This is a genomic window from Thermus sp. NEB1569 (assembly GCF_022385295.1).
Taxonomy (GTDB): domain Bacteria; phylum Deinococcota; class Deinococci; order Deinococcales; family Thermaceae; genus Thermus; species Thermus scotoductus.
Map to the genome: position 1 here is coordinate 1,660,524 of NZ_CP092445.1, position 19,416 is coordinate 1,679,939.

The 19,416-nt window shown below is 66.0% G+C and carries 23 protein-coding genes; 19 read left to right on the forward strand and 4 right to left on the reverse strand.

Annotation, left to right across the window (positions count from 1 at the left end):
* The 3 genes from cmk to MI302_RS09500 form a co-directional block, all read right to left on the reverse strand.
* A complete protein-coding gene (gene cmk / locus MI302_RS09490; RefSeq protein ID WP_239725613.1) occupies positions 1-639 on the reverse strand; it encodes a (d)CMP kinase in 639 nt (212 codons plus the stop codon).
* Positions 624-1,913 carry a 3-phosphoshikimate 1-carboxyvinyltransferase gene (gene aroA, locus MI302_RS09495; RefSeq protein ID WP_239725614.1) on the reverse strand — a complete coding sequence of 430 codons (1,290 nt, stop codon included), beginning with the start codon at positions 1,911-1,913 and terminating at the stop codon, positions 624-626. The genes cmk and aroA overlap by 16 nt, the downstream gene beginning before the upstream one ends.
* 68 nt (positions 1,914-1,981) lie before the next feature.
* Complete coding sequence (locus MI302_RS09500; RefSeq protein WP_370687337.1) at positions 1,982-2,770, reverse strand: class I mannose-6-phosphate isomerase; 789 nt, start codon at positions 2,768-2,770, stop codon at positions 1,982-1,984.
* Between the two features lie 7 nt (positions 2,771-2,777).
* On the opposite strand from MI302_RS09500, the gene MI302_RS09505 reads away from it, so the two are divergent.
* From MI302_RS09505 to MI302_RS09520, 4 genes are all read left to right on the forward strand, one after another.
* Positions 2,778-3,650: an SIS domain-containing protein gene (locus tag MI302_RS09505; RefSeq protein WP_239725616.1), complete on the forward strand. Its 873-nt coding sequence runs from the start codon at positions 2,778-2,780 to the stop codon at positions 3,648-3,650.
* A gap of 18 nt (positions 3,651-3,668) precedes the next feature.
* A complete protein-coding gene (locus MI302_RS09510) occupies positions 3,669-4,346 on the forward strand; it encodes an endonuclease V (RefSeq protein WP_239725617.1) in 678 nt (225 codons plus the stop codon).
* Between the two features lie 10 nt (positions 4,347-4,356).
* Entirely contained in the window at positions 4,357-4,992 is a 636-nt protein-coding gene (locus MI302_RS09515; protein WP_038031076.1) for a 1-acyl-sn-glycerol-3-phosphate acyltransferase, read from the forward strand.
* A gap of 122 nt (positions 4,993-5,114) precedes the next feature.
* Complete coding sequence (locus MI302_RS09520; protein ID WP_239725618.1) at positions 5,115-5,408, forward strand: HU family DNA-binding protein; 294 nt, start codon at positions 5,115-5,117, stop codon at positions 5,406-5,408.
* A 152-nt stretch (positions 5,409-5,560) separates the two neighbouring features.
* Here the strand turns inward: MI302_RS09520 and ftsH are convergent, their stop codons facing one another.
* Complete coding sequence (ftsH, locus tag MI302_RS09525) at positions 5,561-7,444, reverse strand: ATP-dependent zinc metalloprotease FtsH (RefSeq protein ID WP_015717896.1); 1,884 nt, start codon at positions 7,442-7,444, stop codon at positions 5,561-5,563.
* Between the two features lie 125 nt (positions 7,445-7,569).
* Between ftsH and dnaK the strand changes: the two genes are divergently transcribed.
* The 15 genes from dnaK (at position 7,570) to MI302_RS09600 (ending at position 19,415) form a co-directional block, all read left to right on the forward strand.
* Positions 7,570-9,429, forward strand: a complete 1,860-nt coding sequence (gene dnaK / locus MI302_RS09530) for a molecular chaperone DnaK (protein ID WP_239725619.1) — start codon at positions 7,570-7,572, stop codon at positions 9,427-9,429.
* 62 nt (positions 9,430-9,491) lie between these two features.
* Positions 9,492-10,046, forward strand: coding sequence for a nucleotide exchange factor GrpE (gene gprE / locus MI302_RS09535; protein WP_239725620.1), 555 nt, complete (start codon positions 9,492-9,494; stop codon positions 10,044-10,046).
* Between the two features lie 3 nt (positions 10,047-10,049).
* The gene (locus MI302_RS09540) at positions 10,050-10,886 is read left to right on the forward strand and encodes a DnaJ C-terminal domain-containing protein (RefSeq protein WP_126170021.1); all 837 of its coding nucleotides are present in this window, start codon (positions 10,050-10,052) and stop codon (positions 10,884-10,886) included.
* Positions 10,873-11,109: a chaperone modulator CbpM gene (locus tag MI302_RS09545; RefSeq protein ID WP_126170022.1), complete on the forward strand. Its 237-nt coding sequence runs from the start codon at positions 10,873-10,875 to the stop codon at positions 11,107-11,109. The genes MI302_RS09540 and MI302_RS09545 overlap by 14 nt, the downstream gene beginning before the upstream one ends.
* A gap of 201 nt (positions 11,110-11,310) precedes the next feature.
* Positions 11,311-13,896, forward strand: a complete 2,586-nt coding sequence (clpB, locus tag MI302_RS09550; protein ID WP_239725621.1) for an ATP-dependent chaperone ClpB — start codon at positions 11,311-11,313, stop codon at positions 13,894-13,896.
* A gap of 13 nt (positions 13,897-13,909) precedes the next feature.
* Positions 13,910-14,299, forward strand: a complete 390-nt coding sequence (locus MI302_RS09555) for a ferritin-like domain-containing protein (RefSeq protein WP_126170024.1) — start codon at positions 13,910-13,912, stop codon at positions 14,297-14,299.
* Positions 14,296-15,480, forward strand: a complete 1,185-nt coding sequence (locus MI302_RS09560; protein ID WP_126177825.1) for a VLRF1 family aeRF1-type release factor — start codon at positions 14,296-14,298, stop codon at positions 15,478-15,480. Before MI302_RS09555 ends, MI302_RS09560 begins: the two co-directional genes overlap by 4 nt.
* A 15-nt stretch (positions 15,481-15,495) precedes the next feature.
* The gene (locus MI302_RS09565) at positions 15,496-15,912 is read left to right on the forward strand and encodes an Hsp20/alpha crystallin family protein (RefSeq protein WP_239725622.1); all 417 of its coding nucleotides are present in this window, start codon (positions 15,496-15,498) and stop codon (positions 15,910-15,912) included.
* A gap of 10 nt (positions 15,913-15,922) precedes the next feature.
* Positions 15,923-16,609, forward strand: coding sequence for a heat-stable protein (locus MI302_RS09570; RefSeq protein WP_126177826.1), 687 nt, complete (start codon positions 15,923-15,925; stop codon positions 16,607-16,609).
* A 44-nt stretch (positions 16,610-16,653) separates the two neighbouring features.
* Entirely contained in the window at positions 16,654-17,082 is a 429-nt protein-coding gene (locus tag MI302_RS09575) for a bacterioferritin (protein WP_239725623.1), read from the forward strand.
* Between the two features lie 11 nt (positions 17,083-17,093).
* Positions 17,094-17,768, forward strand: a complete 675-nt coding sequence (locus tag MI302_RS09580) for a peroxiredoxin (protein WP_239725624.1) — start codon at positions 17,094-17,096, stop codon at positions 17,766-17,768.
* A gap of 2 nt (positions 17,769-17,770) precedes the next feature.
* Entirely contained in the window at positions 17,771-18,031 is a 261-nt protein-coding gene (locus MI302_RS09585) for a glutaredoxin family protein (RefSeq protein WP_126170029.1), read from the forward strand.
* A complete protein-coding gene (gene trxA / locus MI302_RS09590; RefSeq protein ID WP_026329041.1) occupies positions 18,016-18,444 on the forward strand; it encodes a thioredoxin in 429 nt (142 codons plus the stop codon). Before MI302_RS09585 ends, trxA begins: the two co-directional genes overlap by 16 nt.
* A gap of 3 nt (positions 18,445-18,447) precedes the next feature.
* The gene (locus MI302_RS09595; protein ID WP_126165096.1) at positions 18,448-18,861 is read left to right on the forward strand and encodes an Hsp20/alpha crystallin family protein; all 414 of its coding nucleotides are present in this window, start codon (positions 18,448-18,450) and stop codon (positions 18,859-18,861) included.
* A gap of 107 nt (positions 18,862-18,968) precedes the next feature.
* The gene (locus MI302_RS09600) at positions 18,969-19,415 is read left to right on the forward strand and encodes a DUF1931 family protein (protein ID WP_239725625.1); all 447 of its coding nucleotides are present in this window, start codon (positions 18,969-18,971) and stop codon (positions 19,413-19,415) included.
* Position 19,416 lies beyond the last annotated feature (1 nt).

A 19,416-nucleotide genomic window follows, 5' to 3' on the forward strand; every position in this document is an offset into this window, starting at 1 on the left:
TCAGTCCTGGATGTGGGAGAGCACCCGGGCCACCACCTCCTCGAGGGTCATCCCGCTGGTATCAATCACGATGGCCTCGGGAGCAGGGGCGCTTTGGGCCCGGTCTAGCTCGTCCCGCCGGATCAACTCCTTCAGCACCTCCTGGTAATCCTGTGGCCGCTCCAGGGTGCGCCGCCTGGCCCGCACCTCCGGCGTGGCCGTGAGGTAGAACTTGTGGGGCGCCTCGGGGAAGACCGCCGTACCCATGTCCCGCCCCTCGGCCACGAAGGGAGGCGGCACTTCCCTAAGCCTCTCGTTCACCCAGGCCCGCACCCCGGGATGGCGCGCCACCTGGGAAACCACGCGATCCACCTCCGGGGTGTGGAGGTAAGGGGTCAGGTCCTCCAAAGTGGAAGCCTTCTCGGCCACCACCCGGTTGCCCTGAACCTCGGGGAGCAAACGCACCCGGTAAGTTTCCAAAAGAGCCAGGATACCCGGCTCATCCCCGGGGTCCACCCCCACCCTCCGGGCCAGGTAGGCGGCGGCGCGGTAGAGGAGGCCGCTACTCAGGTAGGGCACCCCCAAGGCCTCCGCCACCTTTTTAGCCACGGAGCTTTTCCCCGAGGCGGAAGGCCCGTCGATGGTCACGATGCCCCGCATAGCCGCTTCAGGTCCTGGAAGAACCCAGGGTAAGAGATCTCCGCCCAATGGGGCTCCCAAATCCTAACCCCCACGGGGAGCGCCGCCACGGCGAAGGCCATGGCGATGCGGTGGTCGTGGAAGGGCTCCACCTCCCCCGGCTTCACCCCACCGCCTTGGATCCTAAGCCAGTCCGGCCCCTCCTCCACCCCCACCCCTAAAGCCCTGAGGTTATGGGCGATGGCGGCAACCCGGTCCGATTCCTTCACCCGTAGCTCGGAAAGGTTTGGAATATAGGTTTCCCCTTCCGCCCAGGCGGCCGCCGCCGCCAGGATGGGGACCTCATCCACCATGAGGGGGATGAGCCCGGGATCCACGGGCACCCCCTTCAAGGGGCTGTACCGGGCCCTTATCCAGCCCACGGGCTCCCCCGCCTCCCCCTCCAGGACCTGCCATTCCAAATCCGCCCCCATCTCTTTAAGCACCCTTAGGAGGCCGGTGCGGGTGGGGTTGAGCCCCACACCCTCCACCGTGACCTCCGAATCCGGAACGATAAGGGCCGCCACCAGGAAAAAGGCCGCCGAGGAGAAGTCCCCGGGAACGGTAAGGTCCTTGGCGGGAAAGGGTTCGGCCCTCTGGGTACGGATGCGCGGGCCCTCGGTCTTGAGAGGCAGGCCGAAGTGGCGGAAAAGCCTTTCCGTGTGGTCCCGGGTGGGAACAGGCTCCACCACCTCCGTGACGCCCTCGGCAAAAAGCCCGGCCAGGAGAAGGGCGCTTTTCACCTGGGCGCTGGGCACGGGAAGGGTGTAGGAAACTCCCTTTAAACCTCCGCCCCGCACCGCCAGGGGGGCCTTCTTACCCCCTTCCCTTCCGTCTATAGAGGCCCCCATAGCCCGGAGAGGCTCCACCACCCGGCCCATGGGACGGCGGCGCAAGGAGGCGTCCCCCGTCAAAACGGCAAAAAGGCCCTCCTGCCCGGAAAGGATGCCCAGAAGGAGGCGCATGAGGGTGCCGGCGTTGCCGCAGTCCACCACGTCCTCGGGTTCCCTCAAGCGTAGCCCCTGCCCCCGTACCCGGAAGTGGGGGCCCTCCTCGAGGACCTCCGCCCCCAAGGCCTGCATGGCCCGGGCGGTGGAAAGGGTGTCCCCCGCCTTCAAAGGGTAAAAAAGCCTTCCCTCCCCCTGGGCCAAGGCGAGGAGCATGAGGCCCCGGTGGGTCACGGACTTGTCCCCGGGGACCCTCAGGCTCCCCCGCAAGGGGCCGCAGGGGGCAAGGTCCAGAAAAGGTCGGTCCATGCCCCCTAGTCTTGGGGCGAAGAAGGGGTTTGGTCAAGGCCGGAGCTAGCCCAGAAGGGAGGCCGAGCCTATGCGTGCCCTCCTCCGGAGCCTTCAGGGCTAGTCCCCAGGAGAAGGCCTGCCCCTTCCAGGAGGGCTTCCTCCCCCGGCTCCAGAAGCAAAGTGGCGAAGGGGTGGAGAACCTCATCCCCCAAGCGGGCTTCCCCCGCAAGGAGGGTGAGGATAAGAGGGGCCCCCGGCCTTAGGGCCAGCCGCTCCTTCAGGGAGTAGCGGTAGAGGCGGAAGTAGGGGGTGGAAAGGAGGACCTCCCCCCCGGGCACGGGCTTAGGAGCAAAGGAGGGAAGGGGGGTGGGCTCCAGGAGGGCCACCTCCAGGGCCTTCTCCAGGTGGAGCTCCCGGGGGCGGCCGTAATCGTAAAGCCGGTAGGTGAGGTCCGAGGGCGTCTGCACCTCGTAGACCCTCACCCCCGGGCCCAAGGCATGCACCACCCCGGCGGGCAGGTAGAGCACCTGGCCTGGGGCCACGGGAATCCGGTTCAGGATAGGGTCCAGGTTCCCGCTGGCCACAGCATCCCTAAGCTCCTCGGGGCCCACCCGCCGGGAAAAGCCGTAAACCACCTCCCCCGGGGTGAGCACGTACCAGGCCTCGTATTTGCCAGGCCTCCCTTCCTTCTCTAGGGCATAGGCATGGGGCGGGTGAACCTGCACGGAAAGCCATTCCGCTGGGTCCAGGATCTTCACCAGGAGGGGCTCCTCCGAAAGCCACACCTCTCCCACCCCTGGGCCGAAGCCCAGGGCACCTCCCCCCCAGGGACGCAGCACCGGCTTAGGACGGAAAAGCCGCACGAGGGTTAGCATAAGGGGTATGCGCGACCTGGACCGCGAGGAAACCTATCTCTCGGACCGCCGGGGCCTGGCCCTGGAGCTTCGCGACCTGGTAGGCACGGGTCCCGTGCCCACCAGGTCCTACCCCGCACCCCACGCCGCCTTGGGCTATGGGGAGGGTCACTTCGCCGCCCGGCTGTCCGGCCTCCCCGACTGGACGGAGGAGGGAACCCTGTTCGTGCTGGAAGGAGGGTACGACCTGGGAGAGGCCGCTGCCCTTTCCCTTCTGGCAGAAACGGAGCGGGTGCAGGTGGTCAAGGTGGGCCTCCGCCCCGGGGTGGAGGTCTATCTGTCCCCTAGCCCCCTGAACCCTTACCGCTACCTGCGCTTCCTCCTTCTGGCCACAGGACAGGAGGAAGCCCTCTCGGAGGTGGACAGGGCTTTGCTGGAGGAACGAAAACGCCTCACCCCGGAAATCCCCCTCGGGGAGAACCCCGCCAAGTTCCTGGCCTATACCCTGGTGGAGCGGATCCCCCTCCTCTACGCTCCCTTTCACCGCCCCTTGGAGGAAGCGGCGCAGAGCCTTTTTGCCCGCATCGGGAAAAGCCTGGCCCTCACCCCACCCCATAGCGCCCTGGAGTTTTTCCTCACGGGCCTCGAGGCCCGCCACGAGCAGGGGGACCCCCTGGCCGCCCTCCTTCTGGGAGAAGGGGAAGCGGTACGGCTGGCCAAGGAAATCCTGGAAACCCGGGTGGACGCCATCGCCGAGGTGCCCGCTCCCACGGGAAGCCGCCTGGCCCAGGCCATGGCCCTCTGGTACCGCCTAGCCTGGACCGCCTACTACCTGGCCCTCCTCTACGGGGTGGATCCCTCCGACCCCGAGGTCCTAAAGCGCCTGCGGGAGGCCACCTAACCCCCCCCCGGAAAGCCCATGGCGCCCTTCCCCAAGCCCAAAGACCTGCAAACGGCCATGGCCCTGCAAAGAAGCCTGGCGGAGAGGGTGGTGTTGGAAGGAAGCCTCGAGGGTGTCCGGCGGATCGCCGCTTTGGACGCCTCCCACCGGCGGGGCAAGCCCCTGGTGGCCGTGGCTGTGCTTTACCACCTGGAAAAGGGGCTCCTCTGCGTAGGCCTAGGGGTGGTACCCGAGGAAGCCCTCTTCCCCTACATCCCCGGCTTCCTCTCCTTCCGCGAGGCTCCTGCCTATCTCCAGGCTTTAGAGGCGCTTCCCGAGCCACCCGAGGCCCTTTTGGTGGATGGCCAAGGCATCGCCCATCCCCGAGGCCTGGGCATCGCCAGCCACCTGGGGGTGCACCTGGACCTCCCTAGCATCGGGGTGGCCAAGAGTTTGCTCTACGGTCGCCTCGAGGCTCCCTTGCCCCTGGAGGCGGGAAGTGCGGTAAGGATTCTCTCCCCGGAAGGCCGCCCCCTGGGCTACGCCTACCGCAGCCGAAAAGGGGTCAAGCCCCTTTTCATCTCCCCGGGGCACCGGGTGGGCCTGGAGGAAGCCTTGGCCTTCGTGAAGCACCTTCCCACCCGCTTCCGCCTGCCGGAACCCTTGCGCCTGGCCCACCTCGAGGCGGGCAAGGCCCTCCGCCAGCTGGACCCGTAAACTGGAACCCGTGGAGGCACACCGGCCGAATCCCGTCTACCGGGCCGCCTGGTATCTGGCCCGGTTTCTCCTGCACCTTCTCTTCGGCTACCGGGTGGAGGGAGCGGAAAACATTCCCCGGGAAGGTCCTGTGATCCTGGCGGCCAACCACCTTTCCATCCTGGATCCCATCGCCGTGGGGGCCGGGGTGCGACGTCCCGTGAGCTTCCTGGCCCGGGCCGACGTCTTCCGCCTGCCCTTCCTCTCCTGGCTTTTACCCCGGCTTTACGCCATTCCCGTGGAGCGGGGGCAAAGCGACCTTTCCGCCATCAAGGGCGCCATCCGCGCCCTTGAACGGGGCATGGCCTTCGGCATCTTCCCGGAAGGAACTAGAAGCCGCACGGGCAAGCTCCAGCCCTTCAAGACGGGCGTGGCAGCCATTGCCCTGCGCACCGGGAGCCCGGTGGTACCCGTGGCCGTGGTGGGCACCGACCAGGCCTGGCCCGTGGGCCGAAAGCTCTTCCGTCTGCGCAGGCCCATCCGGGTGATCTACGGCAAACCTATACCGGTTCCGAGGCTCTCCCGCTTTACCCACCAGGAGCTGGAAAGCCTGACCCGGGAGATAGAGGCCCGGGTACGGGAACTCCTGCCACCCCAGTACCGCTAGAGTCAATACTTTCGCTATCACACATTGCTATACATAGGTATACAAATAGGTCAGAGTATTGCGTGGCTGCATTCAGGCGTGCTATAGTCCTTGCGGAAGGGGAAAGAGGAAGGAGGTGAAGAATGGCAGCAAAGAAAACAGTCACCAAAGCGGATCTGGTGGATCAGGTGGCTGCCGCCACGGGCCTCAAGAAGAAGGACGTGAAGGCAGTGGTGGATGCGTTCCTCTCCAAGGTGGAAGAGGCCCTCTCGGGGGGGAACAAGGTCCAGCTCACCGGCTTCGGCACCTTTGAGGTGCGCAAGCGCAAGGCCCGCACCGGCGTGAAGCCCGGCACCAAGGAGAAGATCAAGATCCCCGCTACCCAGTATCCCGCCTTCAAGCCGGGCAAGGCCCTCAAGGAAAAGGTCAAGAAGTAAGGTATTCCCTTCCCCCGGGGGGCTAAAGCCCCCCGGGTTTATTTCGCCTCCTACCCTTTCTCTCTCTGCCGTGCCCCTAGGTATCCCAGAACACCGCGGGGGCGAGGATTTTCCGGGGCCCCCACCTGGGCTTTCGCCAAGGCGAGGGGGTATCAAGCTCCGCCCAGGGCTCCCCCTGGTTTGACCTTGGGCACCACCCGGGGGGTTTCCTTTTCCGGGCGCTCCTGGGGGGTGCTTTCCTCCTCCTCCAGGGGCAGGCCCTCCACCACCTTCTGGAACTCCTCGGCGGTGAGGGTTTCCCGCTCCAAGAGGGTCTCCGCCACCCGCTCCAGGATCTCCCGCTTCTCCTGAAGGAGATTCTTCACCCGCTGGTACTGCTCCTCAATGAGACGGCGCACCGCCTCGTCGATGCGCTTGGCGGTTTCCTCAGAGTACTGGCGCACGTCGTACCCGCCCAGGTAGGTATCCTCCCGCACGGCGTAGGCCACCGGCCCGAACTCAGGGTGCATGCCCCACTCGGTGATCATGCGCCGGGCCAGCTCCGTGGCCTGGCGGAAGTCGTTTTCTGCCCCCGTGGTCACGTCCTCAAAGATGAGCTCCTCCGCCGCCCGCCCGGCCAGGGCCACGGCGATCTGGTCCAGAAGACGGTTTCGGCTCCAGTGGAGCATATCCTCCCGCCTGGGCATCATGAAGCCCAAAGCCCGGCCCCTGGGCACGATGGTCACCTTGTGCACCCCGTCGGCATGCTCCAGGAAGTGGGCGGCCAGGGCATGCCCCGCCTCATGGTAGGCGGTGATCTTGCGGTCGCGGGGGGTGAGGACCAGGCTCTTCTTAGCCGGCCCCATCATCACCCGGTCGGCGGCTTCCTCGAGGTCCTTCATGGTGATCTTCTTCCGGCCTTCCCGGGCCGCGAGGAGCGCCGCCTCGTTCAAGAGGTTTTCCAAATCCGCCCCCACGAAGCCCGGGGTGCGCTTGGCCAGAAGGGCCAGGTCCACATCCTCCGCCAGGGGCTTACCCCGGGCGTGGATGCGGAGGATCTGCTCCCTACCCCTCACGTCAGGGACATCTATGGCCACCTGGCGGTCAAAGCGCCCCGGGCGGAGCAGGGCGGGGTCCAGGACGTCGGGGCGGTTGGTGGCGGCCATGACGATGATGGTGGAGTCCTTCTCAAATCCGTCCATCTCCACCAGAAGCTGGTTCAGGGTCTGCTCCCGTTCGTCGTTGCCGCCCCCTACCCCGGCACCCCGCCTACGGCCCACGGCGTCAATCTCGTCAATGAACACGATGCAAGGGGCATGCCGCTTGGCGGTCTCAAAGAGGTCCCTGACCCTGGCCGCCCCCACCCCCACGAACATCTCCACGAAGTCGGAACCGCTTGCGGTGATGAAGGGCACCTTGGCCTCCCCGGCCACCGCCCGGGCGATGTGGGTCTTCCCCACCCCAGGGGGGCCCACCAGCAGGACCCCCTTGGGGATCCTGGCCCCCATCTCGTGGAAGCGGGCGGGGTTCTTCAGGAACTCCACGATCTCCTTGAGTTCCTCCTTGGCCTCCTCGGCCCCGGCCACGTCCTTGAAGGTGACCTTGGGGGCCTCGGTGAGGACCTTGGCCCGGCTCTTGGTGAAGCTGAAGGCGGAGTCCGAGGGCCCGGCGCGCCCGCTCCGGGAAAAGTAGAAGAGGGCCCCGATGAGGAGGCCCACCAGCAACAAAGGCCAGAGGAACCCCAGGGGGCTTTGTCCCCGGGGAGGCTCCACCCGCACGCTCACGCCCCTTTTGGTCCAGGCCTCGAGGGTCTGGTTATCCGGGGGGCTGGCGGCGTAGGTGGTAAAGGTGGAGCCGTCGGTAAGGGTGCCCTGGATGCGGGTATCCCCGGCCCGCACCACCACCTCCTTCACCCGCCCTGCCTGCAGGTCCTCGAGGAAGGTGGTGTAGTTCACCCCACCCCCGGGGTTCCCCGCCGTGCCCGCCAGGCTAAAGGCCCAGGCCAAAAGGAGCAGGCCCAACACGAAGACCAAGAAGTTCAAGGGAAGCCGGGACATGTCTTCTCTTAGGGTACACGCCCCCGGGGAAATCCGGGTAGCCCAGGGCACCATGATATGGGTGTGCTCAAGTCTCTTGACTTATCCATGTAGCATGGTCTATGCTTGAAATGAGAGGTGTAGCTATGACCAAGGCAGTGGGCATTGACCTGGGCACCACCAACAGCGTGATCGCCGTCATGGAAGGCGGCAAGCCGGTGGTTCTGGAAAACGCCGAGGGGGAAAGGACTACCCCCAGCGTGGTGGCCTTCCGGGATGGCGAGACCTTGGTGGGGCGCATGGCCAAGCGCCAAGCGGTCTTAAACCCCGAGGGCACCGTCTTTGAGATCAAACGCTTCATCGGCCGCCGCTGGGAGGAGGTCCAGGAGGAGGCCAAGCGGGTCCCCTACAAGGTGGTCCCGGGGCCCGATGGCGGCGTGCGGGTGGAGATTAAGGGCAAGCTCTACACCCCCGAGGAGATCAGCGCCATGATCCTCCGCAAGCTGGTGGAGGACGCCTCCAAGAAGCTCGGGGAGAAGATCACCAAGGCGGTGATCACCGTGCCCGCCTACTTCAACAACGCCCAGCGGGAGGCCACGGCCAACGCCGGGCGGATTGCGGGCCTCGAGGTCTTGCGCATCATCAACGAGCCCACCGCTGCCGCTTTGGCCTACGGCCTGGACAAGAAGGGAAACGAAACCGTCTTGGTCTTCGACCTGGGGGGCGGCACCTTTGACGTGACGGTGCTGGAGATCGGCGAGGGGGTCTTTGAGGTGAAGTCCACCTCCGGGGACACCCACCTGGGCGGCAGCGACATGGACCACGCCATCGTGAACTGGCTGGCCGAGGAGTTCAAGCGGGAGTACGGGGTGGACCTCAAGGCGGACCGCCAGGCCCTCCAGCGACTCATCGAGGCGGCGGAAAAGGCCAAGATCGAGCTTTCCAGCACCGTGGAGACCACCATCAGCCTGCCCTTCATCGCCCTGGATCCCGCCAGCAAGACCCCCTTGCACCTGGAGAAGAAGCTTACCCGGGCCAAGTTTGAGGAGCTCATCGAGCCCCTCCTGAAGCGCCTCAGGGGCCCGGTGGAGCAGGCCCTGAAGGACGCCGGCCTGACCCCGGCTCAGATCGACGAGGTGATCCTGGTGGGCGGGGCCACCCGGGTGCCCGCGGTGCAGAGGGTGGTGAAGGAGCTCTTGGGCAAGGAGCCCAACCGCTCCGTGAACCCCGACGAAGTGGTGGCCATGGGCGCGGCCATCCAGGCGGGGGTTCTTATGGGAGAGGTGCGGGATGTGGTACTCCTGGACGTCACTCCCCTCTCCCTGGGCGTGGAGACCAAGGGCGGGGTGATGACCGTGCTCATCCCCAGGAACACCACCATCCCCACCCGCAAGTGCGAGATCTTCACCACCGCCGAGCACAACCAGACCGCGGTGGAGATCCACGTCCTCCAGGGCGAGCGCCCCATGGCCGCGGACAACAAGAGCCTGGGCCGGTTCCGCCTCGAGGGCATCCCCCCCATGCCGGCAGGGGTTCCCCAGATCGAGGTCTGCTTTGACATCGACGCCAACGGCATCCTCCACGTGACCGCCAAGGAGAAGTCCACGGGCAAGGAGGCCTCCATCACCATCCAGAACACCACCACCCTCTCCGAGGAGGAGATAAAGCGGATGATCGAGGAGGCCCAGCGCCACGCGGAGGAAGACCGGCGCCGCCGGGAGCACGCCGAGCTCAAGAACACCCTGGACTCCACCCGCGTCCAGGCGGAGAGGATCCTCCAGGAGAAGCAAAGCACCCCCGAGGCCAAGGCGCGCCTCGAGGCGGCCATCGCCAGGGCCAAGGAGCTTTCGGAGAAGGATGCCTCCGACCCCGAGCTGAAGGCCGCCACGGAGGAGCTTCTGAAGGCAGTGGAGGCCTACGAGAAGGCCGCCACCGCCGGGACCACCGGGGCATCCAGCCGTGGCCCTGACGACGTGATCGACGCCGACTACAAGCCCGCCGACTAAAGCCCCCCTGCCCCGGCCCCTGCCGGGGCAGGGGCTTCCCCTTACCCCCTCTTGGAGGAAGCATGGAGAAGGAACGTGAGGAAACCCAACCGGAGCAGGCCGCCCAGGTGGAGCAAGACCTGAAGGCGGTGGGCGAGGAGGCCCTAGCCCTGGAACAACGCCTCCTGGCCATGGAGGAGGAGCTTCGAGCCCTGAAGGACCGGTACGTGCGCCTCCTTGCCGACTTTGACAACTACCGCAAGCGCATGGAGGAGGAGCTAAGGCTTAGGGAACGGGAAGGGATCCTCAGGGCGGTCAGGGCGCTCCTCCCCGTTCTGGACGACCTGGAGCGGGCCTTGGAGTTCGCCGAGGCCAACCCGGACAGCATCCTCAAAGGGGTTAAGGCGGTGCGGGAAGGCTTCTTCCGCATCCTGGCGGGGCTTGGGATCGAGGAGGTGCCCGGGGAGGGGGAGGCCTTTGACCCCCGCTACCACGAGGCCATCGGCCTCCTTCCCGGGGAGCCCGGCAAGGTGGCCCGGGTCTTCCAAAGGGGCTTCCGCCTGGGCGAGGCCCTGGTGCGCCCAGCCCGGGTGGCGGTGGGCGAGGAGAAAAGCCCCGAAGAAGAGGGCGTGGAGTAGGCCATGAAGGACTACTACGCCATCCTGGGGGTACCGAGAAACGCCACGCAGGAGGAGATCAAGCGGGCCTACAAGCGCCTGGCCCGCCAGTACCACCCCGATGTGAACAAAAGCCCCGAGGCCGAGGAGAAGTTCAAGGAGATCAACGAGGCCTACGCCGTCCTCTCCGACCCGGAAAAGCGCAAGGTCTACGACACCTACGGCACCGCCACCCCTCCTCCACCCCCGCCCCCTGGGGGGTACGACTTCTCCGGGTTTGACGTGGAGGACTTCTCCGATTTCTTCCAGGAGCTCTTTGGCACGGGGCTCTTCGGGAGCATGGGGCGGAGGAGGCCCAGGAAAGGCCGGGACCTCAGGGCCGAGCTTCCCCTTAGCCTCGAGGAGGCCTTCCATGGAGGCGAACGGGTAGTGGAGGTGGGGGGAAGGCGGGTTCCCGTGAAAATCCCCCCGGGGGTGCAGGAAGGGAGCACCATCCGCCTGGCAGGCTTAGGGGGCCCGGGAGACCCTCCCGGGGACCTCCTCCTCACGGTGCGGCTCTTGCCCCACCCCGTCTTCCGCCTCGAGGGCCAGGACCTCTACGCCACCCTGGACGTCCCTGCCCCTATCGCCGTGGTGGGCGGCAAGGTGCGGGCCCCCACCTTAGAGGGCCCCGTGGAGGTCACCATCCCCCCCAGAACCCAGGCGGGCAAAAAGCTCCGGCTCAAGGGCAAGGGCTTTCCCGGTCCCGGGGGGCGGGGAGACCTCTACTATGAGGTGCGGGTGGTGATCCCCGAGCACCTGACGCCTGAGGAGGAGGAGCTTTGGCGGAAGCTCAAGGAGGTGCGCTATGCTGGCGCGTAGCTCCTATGTATCCTTAGAGGCCCTGGCGGACTATGGCCTCTCCCTGGGGGTGGTGCGGGCCTACGTGGAGATCGGCTTCGTGGAGCCCCTGGAGGTGGGGGGTGCCTGGTACTTCCGGGAGGAAGACCTTCTGCGCATGGCCAAGGCGGAACGCATCCGCCGCGACCTCGGGGCCAACCTGGTGGGGGCGGCCTTGGTGGTGGAGGTCCTGGAGCGCGGCTAAGCACCCTTTAGGCCAGGGCCTCCAGGCAGCGGGACATCCTTCCCAATCCCTTCCCGTATAATCCAATCAAAGCGCGTTGCTCTCCCCCCCATTTGGCGAACCTCGATCGGGGCAGGTGGCTGCGTTAGGTGTTCATCTACACAGATATCTTGACAACGTTCATGTCAAGCGATATGATTTAGACAGTAGGGGGCAAGAGGTATGAACCTGGAACGCTGGACCCAAGCCGCCCGCGAGGCCCTGGCCCAGGCCCAGGTCCTGGCCCGGGAGATGAAGCACCAGGCCATCGACCTGCCCCATCTATGGGCGGTCCTCCTGAAAGACCCGACGGGCCTGGCCTGGCGGCTTCTGGAGAGGGCAGGGGGTAACCCCAAGGCCCTCAAGGAGAGTGCCGAGCGGGAACTGGGCCGCCTGCCCAAGGTGGAGGGGGCCGAGGTGGGCCAGTATCTATCCCAGAGGCTTGCCCGGGCCCTGGACCGGGCCGAGGCCCTTATGGCCGAGCTCAAGGACCGGTTCGTGGCGGTGGACACCTTGGTGCTGGCCTTGGCGGAGGCCTCGAGGGCCGAGCCCTCCTTGCAGGTGGGTATTCCCGAAGAAGGCTCCTTAAGAAAAGCCCTGCAGGAACTAAGAGGAGGTAAAACCGTGCAGACGGAACATGCGGAAAGCACCTACAACGCCCTGGAGCAGTACGGCATCGACCTCACCAAGCTGGCCGCCGAGGGCAAACTGGACCCGGTGATCGGCCGGGACGAGGAGATAAGGCGCACCATCCAGATCCTCCTCCGGCGCACCAAGAACAACCCGGTACTCATCGGCGAGCCCGGGGTGGGCAAGACCGCCATCGTGGAGGGGCTGGCCCAGCGCATCGTGAAGGGGGATGTGCCGGAAGGCCTCAAGGGCAAGCGCATCATCTCCTTACAGATGGGCTCCCTCCTGGCCGGGGCCAAGTACCGGGGTGAGTTTGAGGAGCGCCTGAAGGCGGTGATCCAGGAGGTGGTGCAAAGCCAGGGGGAAATCATCCTCTTCATCGACGAGCTCCACACCGTGGTGGGGGCGGGCAAGGCCGAGGGGGCCGTGGACGCCGGCAACATGCTGAAGCCCGCCCTGGCCCGGGGGGAGCTTCGGCTTATCGGCGCCACCACCCTGGACGAGTACCGGAAGATCGAGAAGGACCCCGCCCTGGAAAGGCGCTTCCAGCCCGTCTTCGTGGACGAGCCCACGGTGGAGGAGACCATCTCCATCCTCCGGGGCATCAAGGAGAAGTACGAGGTGCACCATGGGGTCAGGATCTCCGACCCCGCCCTGGTGGCGGCGGCGGTCCTCTCCCACCGCTACATCACGGAAAGGCGCCTTCCCGACAAGGCCATCGACCTCATCGACGAGGCCGCAGCCCGCCTGCGCATGGCCCTGGAGAGCGCTCCCGAGGAGATCGATAGCCTGGAGCGGAGGAAGCTCCAGCTGGAGATTGAAAGGGAAGCCCTCAAGAAGGAGAAGGACCCGGATAGCCAGGAGAGGCTCAAGGCCATTGAGGCCGAGATCGCCCGCCTCTCGGAGGAGATCGCTAGGCTCAGGGGGGAATGGGAGAAGGAGCGGGAGATCTTGCGCGCCCTAAGGGAGGCCCAGCAGCGCCTGGACGAGGTGCGGCGGCAGATTGAGCTGGCCGAGCGCCAGTACGACCTGAACCGGGCCGCCGAGCTCCGCTACGGGGAGCTTCCCCGCCTCGAGGCCGAGGTGGAGCGCCTGTCCCAGGCCCTTAAGGGGGCGCGCTTTGTCCGCCTCGAGGTCACGGAGGAGGACGTGGCCGAGATCGTGGCCCGCTGGACGGGGATCCCCGTGGCCAAGCTCCTGGAAGGGGAAAGGGAAAAGCTCCTCCGCCTGGAGGAGGAGCTCCACAAGCGGGTGGTGGGCCAGGATGAGGCCATCCGGGCCGTGGCCGACGCCATCCGCAGGGCCAGGGCCGGGCTTAAGGACCCGAACCGCCCCATCGGGAGCTTCCTCTTCCTTGGGCCCACGGGGGTGGGGAAGACGGAGCTGGCCAAGGCCATCGCGGCCACCCTCTTTGACACGGAGGAGGCCATGGTGCGCATTGACATGACGGAGTACATGGAAAAGCACGCGGTCTCCCGCCTCATCGGGGCCCCTCCGGGCTACGTGGGGTACGAGGAAGGGGGCCAGCTCACGGAGGCCGTGCGGCGGAGGCCCTACACCGTCATCCTCTTTGATGAGGTGGAGAAGGCCCACCCCGACGTCTTCAACATCCTCCTGCAGATCCTGGACGACGGCCGTCTCACCGACTCCCACGGGCGCACCGTGGACTTCCGCAACACGGTGATCATCCTCACCTCCAACCTGGGAAGCCCCCTGATCCTCGAGGGCATCCAGAAGGGCCTGCCCTACGAGCGCATCCGGGAGGAGGTCTTCGCCGTGTTGCAAAAGCACTTCCGCCCCGAGTTCCTGAACCGCCTGGACGAGATCGTGGTCTTCAGGCCCCTCACCCGGGAGCAGCTGCGGGAGATCGTGGAGATCCAGCTCCAAAGCCTCAGGGCCCGCCTGGCGGAAAAGCGCATCACCCTCACCCTCACCGAGGCCGCCAAGGACTACCTGGCCGAGCGGGGCTACGACCCCGTCTTCGGGGCCAGGCCCCTGAAGCGGGTGATCGCCCGGGAGCTGGAAACCCCCCTGGCGGTGAAGATCCTGGCCGGGGAGATCAAGGAGGGGGACGCCGTGGTGGTGGACGCCGGGCCCACGGGGCTGGTCTTCCGCACCCCCGAGCGGGTAGAGGCCTGAGAAAGGAGGCGGCATGAGCGTGGTGGAAGTCCTGCAAAAGGCCTACCAGGATGAGCTCCTGGATGCCCTGCGGGCGGAGCGGGCGGCGGAAAGGGTGCCCTACCCCCACCTCCGGGCCCTCCTGGAGGAGGTGGCCCGTAGGGAGCGGGCCCATGCCGAGGCCATCGCCGAGGCCCTCCGCCGCCAAGGCGCCTCCCTCCCCCCGATGCCCCAGGTGGAGGAGGAGGGCTGGGAGGCGCTCCTCCGCCTTCTTTCCGAGGAAGGCTTTGACCGGACCTACTACCTGGAAAGCACCTTTCCCGAGCCGGACCTCGAGGCCCTCTTCACCCGGCTGGGCCACGAGGAAAGGCTTAACCAAGAAGCCGTGCGCAAAGCCGTGGCCCTTTTAGGAGGTGGCCTATGATCGGAAAGGAAGAAATCCAGCGCATCAAGGAAACCCTGGCTATCGCAGAGGGGCCCATCCTCTCCCTCTACCTGGACATCAACCCCGCCAAGCCGGAAAACGCCAACCGGGCCTATGCCCTAAGGGCCAAGGACGCCATGAAGGCCCTGGGGGTACCCCAGGACCTGCAGGATAGGGTCCTGGAAGTGTTGAAAAACCAGGTTCTGGAGGCCAAGACTGCCGTCTTCTTCGCCAAGGACAAGCTCTTTGAAACCCTCCTGCTCCAGGTGGAGCTGCCCCTGGTCTCCAGCCTCAAGACCACCTTCCTGGGGGAAAAGGAAAGCCGTTTCCTCACGGACGGGGCCTTAGCCCACTACGGCGAACCCTTCCTCCTCCCCCTCATCTACGCCCTGGACGAGTACGAGCGCTACGGGGTGGTCTACCTGGACCAGGAGCGCTGGCGGGTGTTTGAGATCTTCCTGGGCGAGGTGCAGGAGGTCAGCGACGCCTTCCTCGCCCTGGATACCGAGGCCTGGCGGCGGCTTTCCCTGGACGCCCCGGGGCGCCGCTTCAACCTGGCGGGGATCTCCCGGGGCGGGGCGGGGCAGGACCTCTTCGCCAAGCGCCTGGCCGCTTGGGAGGAGCGCTTTTACAAGACCCTGAGCCACGAGCTGGAGAAGCTGGTGGAGGAACGGGGGTTCACCCGCCTGATCCTCATGGGCCCCGAGGAGCACACCAAGCTCTTCCTGGGTTACCTGCCCAAGCGCCTTAAGGAGAAGCTGGTGGCCCTGCTTCCCTCCCTGCCCCACCCCGGGGCCAGTCCCGGCCAGGTGCTCAAGCGGCTGGAGCCCGTCCTGGAGGAGATCGAACGGAAGGGGGAGGTGGAACTTCTCAAGAAGCTGGAGGAAGCCTACCCCAAAGCGGTCTTCGGCCCCGAGGTGCTGGAAAGGGTGCAGGAGGGACGGGTGGAGCTCTGGGTGCTTCCCTGGCACCTGGACCAGACCGTGTACGCCTGCGACGGGGTTTTCTTCCCGGACGAGGCCCGGGCGCTAGCCACCTGCGAAAAACCGGAGGCCAAGCCCCTGGCCGTGGTCCTGCCCGAGCTGGCAGCAGGCTACGCCGCCAAGCTGGAGTTCGTGCGGGGCGAAGCGGAAAAGCAGCTTCTGGAGCGCGGGGGCATGGCCGCGCTCCTGAGGTGGTGAAAGGAGGTGAGGAGGATGATGCGGTTTGATCCCTTCAGGGAGTTGGAGGAGTTGCAGGAGCGTCTGGCAAGGGCCTTCGGCGCCACCCCCCAGCAGGGGCCCAGGGTGTACGCCCCTCCGGTGGACGTGATGGAGGATGAGGCTGGGCTTCACGTGCTGGTCTACCTTCCCGGGGTGGACCCGGAGAAGGTGGAGGTGGTGGCCGAGGAAGGCGTGCTTTCCGTGAAGGCGGAGCGGCCCTTCGAGAAGCGGGAGAACGTGGCCTACCACCGCCTCGAGGGCCCCTACGGCACCTTCGCCCGGAGCTTCAACGTGCCCAGCACCTTTGACCTCTCCCGGGTCCAGGCCCGCTTCCGCCACGGCGTCCTGCACCTTTTGGTACCGAGGGCCGAGGCCACCAAGCCCAAGAGGATCCAGGTGCAGGTGGAATAGGAGGTGAGGTATGCGGCGGACCACGCGGTACATCCTGGCCACTTCCAACCCCATGGGCGACCTCGAGGCCCTGGAGAAGCTGGTGAAGCTGGCTCCCGACACGGGGGCGGATGCCCTGGCCATCATAGGCAACCTCATGCCCAAGACGGCCAAAAGCCGCGACTACGCCGCCTTCTTCCGCATCCTTTCCGAGGCTCATCTCCCCATCGCCTACATCCCCGGGCCCCAGGACGCCCCCATCTGGGAATACCTCCGGGAGGCCGCCAACATCGAACTGGTACGGCCCGAGATGCGCAACGTCCACGAGACCTTCACTTTCTGGAAGGGTCCCTACCTGGTGGCGGGCATCGGCGGGGAGATCACCGATGACGGCGAGCCCGAGGAGGGCGAGGCCCTGCGCTACCCCGCCTGGGTGGCGGAGTACCACCTGAAGACCCTCTGGGACCTCAAGGACTACCCCAAGATCTTCCTCTTCTACACCAATCCCTACCACAAGGGCCTTGGGGAAGGAGGGTCCCATGAGGTGGCCCACCTGGTCAAGACCCATAACCCCCTCCTGGTGATCACCGCCGGCAGGGGCCAGAAGCACGAGATGCTGGGGGCAAGCTGGGTGGTGGTGCCGGGTGACCTCTCCGAGGGTGAGTACAGCCTCCTGGACTTAAAGGCCCGTAAGCTGGAGGCAGGGAACGTGCGCTAAGCCCGCCCCACGGTTCCCAGGGGCATCCCAAGAGGAGGTGGATCATGGAAAAGGAAAAGCTCATCCAAGGGTTGAACGAGGATCTGGCCCACGAGTACCAGGCCATCATCCAGTACATCACCTACGCGGCCACGGTTGCGGGGATCCATCGGCAGGAGCTTAAGGAGTTCTTCCTGGCGGAGGTCCAGGACGAGCTCCGCCATGCCCAGCTCCTGGCGGACAAGATCACGGCCCTGGGGGGGAAGCCCACCACCCAGCCAGCCCCCGTGCCCGAGGCCGCCACGCCCCGGGCCATGCTGGAAGCGGTGCTCCAGGCGGAGAAGGAGACCATCGCCCGCTACGTGGAAAGGATGAAGCAGGCCGAGGCCTTCGGGGACTACGGCCTCGCCAACGACCTCCAGGAGATCATCTCCGAGGAAACGCGGCACAAGGAAGAAACGGAGAAACTTTTGAAGGGAACCTGGCAGGAATAAGGAGGCAGGCTATGCGCTTCCCGGAGCTTGCCCGTCGTTTCCTGGAACTGGAGCCCAAGCTGGCCGAGGGCCCGGAGAAGGAAGCCCTTTCTCTCCTCCACGCCATGCTCCAGGAGCTCTGGCGGGAAGTGGGGGCAAGGCCCGGTGAGCGGGAGGGCCTCGAGGAGCTCCGCAACCTCTACAAGAAGGCCCCCAAGATGGAGGCCCCCCGGGTGGCCCCAGGGCTTGCCGTGGGGGAGAAGGCTCCGGACTTCGCCCTTCCCGACGCGGAGGGCCGGCTTGTCCGCCTTTCCGACTTCCGGGGCCGCCCGGTGGTTCTGGCCTTCTACCCTTTGGACTGGAGCCCAGGGTGCAGCCAGCAGCTGGACCTCTACCAGGCGGAACTGGAGGAGTTCCATAAGCGAGGGGCGGTCCTTTTGGGGATCTCGGTGGACTCCCTTTACTCCCACGGGGCCTGGGCCTTTGTCCGTGGCCTCACCTTTCCCCTCCTCTCCGACTTCCACCCCAAGGGGGAGGTGGCCCGGCGCTACCGGGTCTGGCGGGAGGTAGACGGCTTTAGTGAGCGGGCCCTCTACGTGGTGGACGGCGAGGGGGTCATCCGCTACGCCCACGTCTCCCCATACCTGCACCACATCCCCCCGATCGAGGAGCTCTTCCAGGCCCTGGACGCCTTGAGGGGAGGTTAGGGATGGAGCCGGTGGTGCTCTACGGGACTTCCTGGTGCGCCCAGACCCAGCTTCTGCGCCGCTACCTGGAGAGGCTCGGGGTGCCTTACCGCTACGTGGACCTGGAGCTCCACCCCGAGGTCCACCCGACCCTCCGCTTCCTCACCGGGGGGCGGCTTTCCCACCCCGTGGTCTACGTGGGGGGTGAGGTCCTGGTGGAGCCCACCCTGTCCGAGTTGGAGCGGGCCCTTTGGCGCAGGGGGTACCTGTGGCGTCCGTGGTGACCTGTCCCCGTTGCGGGGCCCAAAACCGTATCGGAAAGGCCCCAAAGGGCACCTTCCCCGTCTGCGGGGCCTGCAAGGCCTCCCTGCCCTGGGTGGTGGAGGCGGACGAGGAGAGCTTCGCCCAGGAGGTGGCGGGGGCGGCCCTGGTCCTGGTGGACTTTTGGGCTCCCTGGTGCGGCCCCTGCCGCCTCCTTTCCCCCGTGCTGGAGGAGCTTGCCCGGGAGCATGCGGGCAAGCTGAAGGTGGTCAAGGTCAACGCGGACGAGAACCCCCGTCTAGCGGGCCAGTACGGGGTGATGAGCCTCCCCACCCTGGTTCTCTTCCAAAACGGGCACCCGGCGGCCACCTGGGTAGGGGCGAGCCCTAGGCGGGTTCTGGAGGAAAGGCTTAGGCCGTATCTGGAAAGGAGGTGAACCATGCTGGAGAAGCTTTGGCCCTTCGGCCGGAACCGGGTGCGCAAGGCCTTTGAGGAAGCGCTAGAGAAGGTTTTCAAGGAGGAGGGCGAAATCCTGGAGCCCCTCTCCGAACTCTCCGAACATGAGGACCACTACCTCCTCCGGGTGGAGGTCCCAGGCCTCGGCCCGGAAAACCTGGAGGTCCGCCTGGAAGGGGACCAGCTGGTGGTGGAAGGGGAGAAAAAGGAGGAAAAGCGCACCAAACACCTCTCGGAGATCGTCTACGGGCGCATCTACCGCGCCTACCTCCTCCCCAAGGACGCCAAGAAGGAAGGCATTGAGGCCAAGCTCCACAAGGGCGTGCTGGAGGTGAGGATCCCCCGGGAGAAGCGCCCGCCCGAGCCCCCCGTGAGGATCCCCGTGCAGGAGGGGTAAAGACCCCACCAACCCTTGGCCTTCCGCCTTGGGTTGGTTGATTTTTTATCAGGTCTCTTGACAATGCCATTGTCAAGTCTTACCCTGGTGTGAGGAGGTGAGCGGGTATGCTGATGAAAATAGCCGAGTTTGAGAAGCTCTTCCGCCTGGCTGCGGGCCTAGACGTGGACAAGAACGACCTTAAGCGCCTTTCGGACTTTCTCCGCAACAAGGTCTACGACCTGCTGGTGGTAGCCGAGCGTCACGCCAAGTACAACGGCCGGGACATCATCTTTGAGCCGGATGTGCCCATTACCAAGGGGCTTCAGGAAACCCTCAAGGAGTTCCGCGCTATGGACACCACCTTGGAGCTCAAACCCGTTCTGGACACTCTGGCTACCCTTCCCCCTTTGGACCTGGAGCTCTCCGAGGACGTGCGGAACCTACTTCCCGAGATCGTGGGGGCCTTGGTGGTGGCCTACGCCCGGGTGCTGAAGGAGCTGGACCCCAGGCTTAAGAACCCGCAAACCGAACACCATGAGCGGGCTGAGCGGGTCTTTAACCTCCTTCTCTGAG